Genomic DNA, 5,587 nt, shown 5'->3' with positions numbered 1-5,587 from the left:
ACATGATTGCCACGGATGATGGTGCCGGGAGAGGTGCCGAGGCCGTAGTAGCCGCCCATGTCGCTGAGGTAGGCCCAGCCAAGGTGGTGGATGTGATTGTTTTCGACGAGTGTCTCGCGGGAGGCGGTGTCGCCATAGCCCCAGTTCCATCCGGCGCTGACGCCGGTGTAGTAGAGGTCTGCGATGTCGCACTGAGTGACGGCGCAGTGCTGGGTGTGGGTGAAGACGACGCCGCAGGCGCTGGGGTGGAGGCGGCCACCGTGGTGGATGATGGAGTCGTCGATGGTGATGTGATGATTCACGCGCTCTTCGGCAGGGCGTGCGATTTCGCCGACGTAGACGCCGCCGCCGCCGAGATCATGCAGGTGGCTGTGGGTGACGGAGGAATCAGAGCAGCCGTTTTTGAACCAGAGGGCGTGGAGGCCGGTGTGGGCGATCTCGCAGTTTGTGAAATGAATGGCGCTGGAGTCTTCGATTTCGATGCTGCCATCGCTGGTGGTGGCGGCCTGGCCATCGTGCAGGCCCTCGGCGGGGTAGAGGTGATTGCTGTATTGAAAGGAGATGCCTTCGAAGCGGACATCGTGTGCAGCTTTGATGGAGAGGAATTTGTCGACGACGGGAGCGATGACTTCGGCCTTGGTCATGTCTTCGCCGGGAAGAGGCGAGTAGAGGACTTCGCCTTGGGCGCGGTCGAGGAACCATTCGCCGGGGGCATCGAGGGCGGCGCGGAAGTTTTCGACCCACCAGCGTTGATCGGGTTCGAACTCGACGAAGGGATAGCGGGAGCGGCCTTTGATGCGGACGGCGAGGACTTCGTCGTTCATGTCCTTGATGCGGCACTGGCCGACGGCCCAGGCGTGGGTGACGGTGAGGAGGACGGAATCGCGCTCGGACTGCGGGATGGATTTGAGGACGTCGTACTGCTCTTTGGCGATGGAGAAGGCGTGGAAGTTCATGTTCTCCTTGAGGTCTGGGAACACGCCTGCGCCGACGGCTTCGGTGATGTGGTAGTAGCCTTTGTTGGGTGAGCGGGCGAGGGTGGCGCGGCGGCCGTTGATCCAGAGCTGCTCGAACTTCCAGGCTTTGTCGGGGAGCGGGGCTTTCCAGAGGCCGCCGTCGGTTTTTTGCCAGCCGGTGATGGGTTTGCCAGCGGTGAAGGTGGCGTTGGTGCCGGACCAGGTGACCTGGGAGTCGTCTTTGCCGAGGGTGAGGGTTTCGGCGAGAGGGTAGGTGCCGGGAGCTACGATGATGCGGGCGGGCTTGGTGGCGGTGCGTTCGGCATCGCGAGCGGCCTGCGGGGTGGAGATGGGGCCGGTGGGGGAGAGGTGGATGTCTGCGGCGGCGGAGAGCGAGGCGGCGCAGAGCGAAAGAGCGAGGAGTCGGGACAGCATGGGACAGTGAAGCGGAGGGTGCTCCACTTCATGCCCCATCTGCGAAGCGCATACAAGCGCCGGCGCACTGCGCGGAATTGCCAGTTTACTGCATCATCTGGCGCACCGTGGAGGAGACAGGGTAAATCCAGACGATTTCCTCGGGGCTCAGGGTGACTGGCGGATAGAGAGGGTTCAGGCTGGAGAGGACGATGGAGTGGCCGTGATCTGCGGTGCTGTAGACGCGGAAGAGAACATCGCCGCCGAGGCTGTCGCTGAGGCGAGCGACGACGCGGTTGCCGGTGTGAGGGAGGCTGTTGGGATAGAGGATGGCGAGTTCGCCATCGTGGTGCTGGGGCAGCATGGCATCGCCTGTGAGGCGCATGGCGAAGGCATCGGGATCGCTCACGCTGAAGGCGAAGTGCTCGGCGGCGGCGAAGGCGGCCTGAGCAGGCGATGCGAGATCGCGCGCAGCAGGGATGGTGAGGACGGGGAGGAGGGCGATGCGCGGGGTGACAGGCGCTGGAGCCGCAGGAATCGAAACGGCTGGAGTGTGCGCCACAGCGGGTGCTACGGGGGCGGGTGGTGGCGTGCTGGTAGCGTTGACGGTTGTGTGCTCTGAGGTTGCTGCTGCGGCGGCTGATTCGTTTTGAATCTCGGCTTCGAGTTTCTCGATCAGCTTGATGACGGGCAGGGAGGCGTGGGCGCCATTTTCGATTTTGGTCACGTACTGGCGTGAGACGCCGAGGCGCTGGGCGAGTTTTGGACGAGTGACGCCCATTTTTTCACGCAGGGCGGCGACACGCAGAGCGAAGGTGGTTTTTGTGCGGATGACGGGCTTTTCGACGGGGTTGACTGCGGGTGCGGGTGCAGGTGTTGCCTCTGGCTGCACCAAGCGGTCGAGAGCTTCGATGGCTGCGGGTGGGAGACCAGCCATTTCGGTGGGTGCAGAGGTGGTGTCAGGCTGTGGCATGTGCATGGCGAGCTGTTTGAGATTGGCGGCAGCTTCGAGTTTTTCGATCAATTGGAATACGGGTCTGGAAGGCGCCTGGCGGCCTTTCTCCAAGACAGTGACGTAACTGCGACCCACGCCGAGCCAATGGGCGAGCTCGGGCTTTGAGACACGCAGCTTTTGGCGCAGTGAAAGGCAGCGGGCAGGGAAACCGACAAGCTTTTCTTCAGAGACTGGGGAGTGTGGCATAGAAGTAGGGGCTGATACCGATGGATGTGAGGAGGTATGCGACTGAAATGCCGGGGGGGATTTGGCACGATGAAGTCCCTATGCATAATCTGCGCCAAAAGCGTGCCTGGTGTCTGCGCCGAGGGTAAAAAGGACAAAAGTACCAGACACAGGCACATTGGACCGTCGATTTTCATGCCGAGTCTCTTTTTGTGCAGGGGCAGGAAGCCGGCGGTTTGGCAAGAGCGGCTGCGAAGCTCCAGTTGAGATGGCAGACGGGCAAAGTGAGTAATGGTGATTTTACTCGCTGTTAAGGCGCGTATCGGTAACAGTCCGCCGCCTTTTTCATGTCCCAGGAATCCCCAGCCCAGCATCAACCCCCGTTTGACGTCCCAAGCGTCGAGGAGATGGCCGCATTGCTGCCGCAGTATGCGTTTGAAAAGCTCGCGGCCTTTGGTGGCATGGGAGCGGTGTACCGTGGACGGCAGGTGAGCCTGGACCGGCCCGTGGCGATCAAAATTTTGCCGCCTGAATTTGGCATGCAGGAGGACTTTGCGGATCGATTCAAATCCGAGGCGCGCGCTATGGCGAAGCTGAACCACACGCACATCGTGGGTGTGTATGACTTCGGCATCACCAAGGAAGGGCACCTGTATCTGGTGATGGAGTGGGTGGAAGGGCAGACACTGCACACGCTCATTCAAAAAGGCAGCATTCCGGTGCGGAAAGCCGCGAGCCTGGCGATGCAGCTCTGTGATGCGCTGGCCTTTGCGCATCACCACAAAATTCTTCATCGCGACATCAAGCCGGGCAACATCATGATCAGCGAGGATGATCAGGTGAAGGTGGCGGACTTTGGTCTTGCAAGGCCGATCACGGGTGAAGCGGAGGAGAATCCCTTCGGCACACCGGACTACGCGGCCCCGGAAATTTTAGGCAAGGGCGCGGTGGACCAGCGGGCGGACATCTTCGCCGCCGGTGTGGTGTTGTACGAAATGCTGACGGGGCGAGTGCCGCAGCAGCCACGGCGTTCGGTGATGGAGTTTGCACCCTTGTCTCCCAAATGGGATGAGCTGATTGACCGGGCGACGCATGCGGATCCCACGAAGCGCTTTCAAGATGTGGGCGAATTTCGTGCGCACATTGCGATGCTGATCAACCAGGGGGCCCAGCCGGTGAAGGTGGTGGCTGTGGAGGAAGATGAGTCCAAGGGCAAAGCGGGATTGAAGCCGCTGCATCTGGTGCTGATCGGGGCTGCGGTGATTGTCATCGGCATTGTGGGCGGGATGATGTTCAAAGGCGGGGCTGCGCCGGAGGCACCTGTGGCAACGGACAAGGTGGCCTCGGTTTCCAAGGCTGATGAGCCTGAGCAGCAGCCCAAGATTGAGAAAGAGAAGGAGCCGGCCAAAAAGGTGGCGCCGGTGGTGGTGGTGCCGGCTGTGGAACCGGAAATGAAAGCGCCGGAACCTGCACCGAAGGTCGAAAAGATGGTGGCCGTGGCGCCTGTGCCCGCGCCTGCTCCGACGCCAGCGCCTGTGCCTGCGGCGATGCCAACGATTGTGCCGGTGCCGGAAACTCCGCTGGAGTTTATTCAGCAGCTGGAAAAACGTGATGCGGAACTCGCGCTGATGGTCAGTGATTTCGCTGCTGAATGGCTGGCCAACCCGGAAACAGGCACTGATACTGAAATGCAGAGCCTGGCTGACAAATACATCCCGGCACTGCAACGCGGCCTGACCAGCCTGATGCCGCAGCAGCGTGATTTTGTGCTCAGTGAAATCTCCCACATTGCGAATCATGAGCCGCTGGATGAGCCGGATCAGCTCTGGCCGGAGACGCTCAAAACGCTGCGCAAGGCCTACGACGCGCAGCGCGAGGCGATTCAAGGACGTGCGGACATGGCGGCGCAGAAAATGCGTTCGGACCAGTGTGAGCTTGTGTTGCAGAAGGCCCGTGAACGTACCGCCGCAGGCAAGGAGGAAGCTGCGAAACGTGCGGTACTCGTGGCAGCGGAACTTGCGAAGCTGAAGACGGCACCGTCCATGAAAGCCCTGAGAGAAAGCGTGGCCGGCGCAACGGGGGTGGGCACTGCACCGGCGACGGCCGCAGAGCCTGTGCGTTGAGCGGTTATTACAGGACGGACAGTTAAGATATTTTCCTCGCGGCAGAAGCTGTAGAAGGTTATGGATCAGGAATGTCCGAAGAAACTACCCCCAGCGAGCTGCCTTCGTTTGATGTCCCGAGCCTGGAGGCGATGAACGCCTACCTGCCGCAGTTTCAGTTTGAAAAACTGGCGGCATGCGGTGGCATGGGGGCGGTGTACAAGGCGTATCAGGAGAGCCTGGACCGGCGGGTGGCGGTCAAGATTTTGCCGCCTGAGTTTGGGGCCGAAAAGGAATTCACCGATCGCTTCAAGATCGAGGCGCGTGCGATGGCGAAGCTAAATCACACGAACATTGTGGGTGTGTATGACTTTGGCATCACGGCGGGAGGGCACTTGTATCTGGTGATGGAATGGATCGAAGGGCGCTCGTTGCACGATCTCATTCACAAGGGGAGTCTTTCGCTGCGGAAGGCGACGAACCTGGCCATGCAGCTGTGCGAGGCGCTGACCTTTGCGCACGATCATCAAATCATTCATCGTGACATCAAGCCGGGCAACATCATGGTCAATGACAGCGACCATGTGAAGGTGGCGGACTTTGGACTGGCGCGGCCGGTCTCCGACGAAGCGGAGCAGGAGAACCCCTTTGGTACGCCGGATTATGCCGCGCCGGAGATTCGTGGTGGCAGCGTGGTGGACCATCGGGTGGATATTTACGCAGCAGGTGTGGTGCTCTATGAGATGCTGACCGGCACGATTCCGGGGGAGCCGCGGCGGTCGGTCACGGAGTTTGCCAAAATCTCGACGCGGTGGGACAGCATCATCGCCAAAGCCATCGATCCCGATCCGGAGAAGCGGTATCAGGACGCGGGTGAGCTTCGTGCGCACATCAATGTGGCGATGAAGCAGACTGCGGAGCCTGGAGAGGTTCCG

Annotated in this window: 4 protein-coding genes; 2 read left to right on the top strand and 2 right to left on the bottom strand. The window is 60.9% G+C overall.

Annotated elements, in window-relative coordinates; genetic code table 11:
- Positions 1–1,391: right-handed parallel beta-helix repeat-containing protein (locus ACIREA_RS25415; RefSeq protein WP_397385127.1), on the bottom strand; the 1,391-nt coding region annotated here is incomplete at its 3' end.
- A gap of 85 nt (positions 1,392–1,476) precedes the next feature.
- Positions 1,477–2,571 carry a helix-turn-helix domain-containing protein gene (locus ACIREA_RS25410; protein ID WP_397385126.1) on the bottom strand — a complete coding sequence of 365 codons (1,095 nt, stop codon included), beginning with the start codon at positions 2,569–2,571 and terminating at the stop codon, positions 1,477–1,479.
- A gap of 326 nt (positions 2,572–2,897) precedes the next feature.
- Between ACIREA_RS25410 and ACIREA_RS25405 the strand changes: the two genes are divergently transcribed.
- Both ACIREA_RS25405 and ACIREA_RS25400 read left to right on the top strand, forming a co-directional pair.
- A complete protein-coding gene (locus tag ACIREA_RS25405; protein ID WP_397385125.1) occupies positions 2,898–4,673 on the top strand; it encodes a protein kinase in 1,776 nt (591 codons plus the stop codon).
- 71 nt (positions 4,674–4,744) lie between these two features.
- The coding region (locus ACIREA_RS25400; RefSeq protein ID WP_397385124.1) for a serine/threonine-protein kinase at positions 4,745–5,587 on the top strand (843 nt) is incomplete at its 3' end.

It is taken from the genome of Prosthecobacter sp. (assembly GCF_044373815.1).
In the GTDB taxonomy this organism is placed as follows: domain Bacteria; phylum Verrucomicrobiota; class Verrucomicrobiia; order Verrucomicrobiales; family Verrucomicrobiaceae; genus Prosthecobacter.
This window is presented reverse-complemented; position numbering and strand designations above follow the sequence as displayed.

Coding starts and splice junctions, on each gene's coding strand:
- ACIREA_RS25410 (WP_397385126.1), bottom strand. CDS start 2,571: ATGCCACACTCCCCAGTCTCTGAAGAAAAGCTTGTCGGTTTCCCTGCC.
- ACIREA_RS25405 (WP_397385125.1), top strand. CDS start 2,898: ATGTCCCAGGAATCCCCAGCCCAGCATCAACCCCCGTTTGACGTCCCA.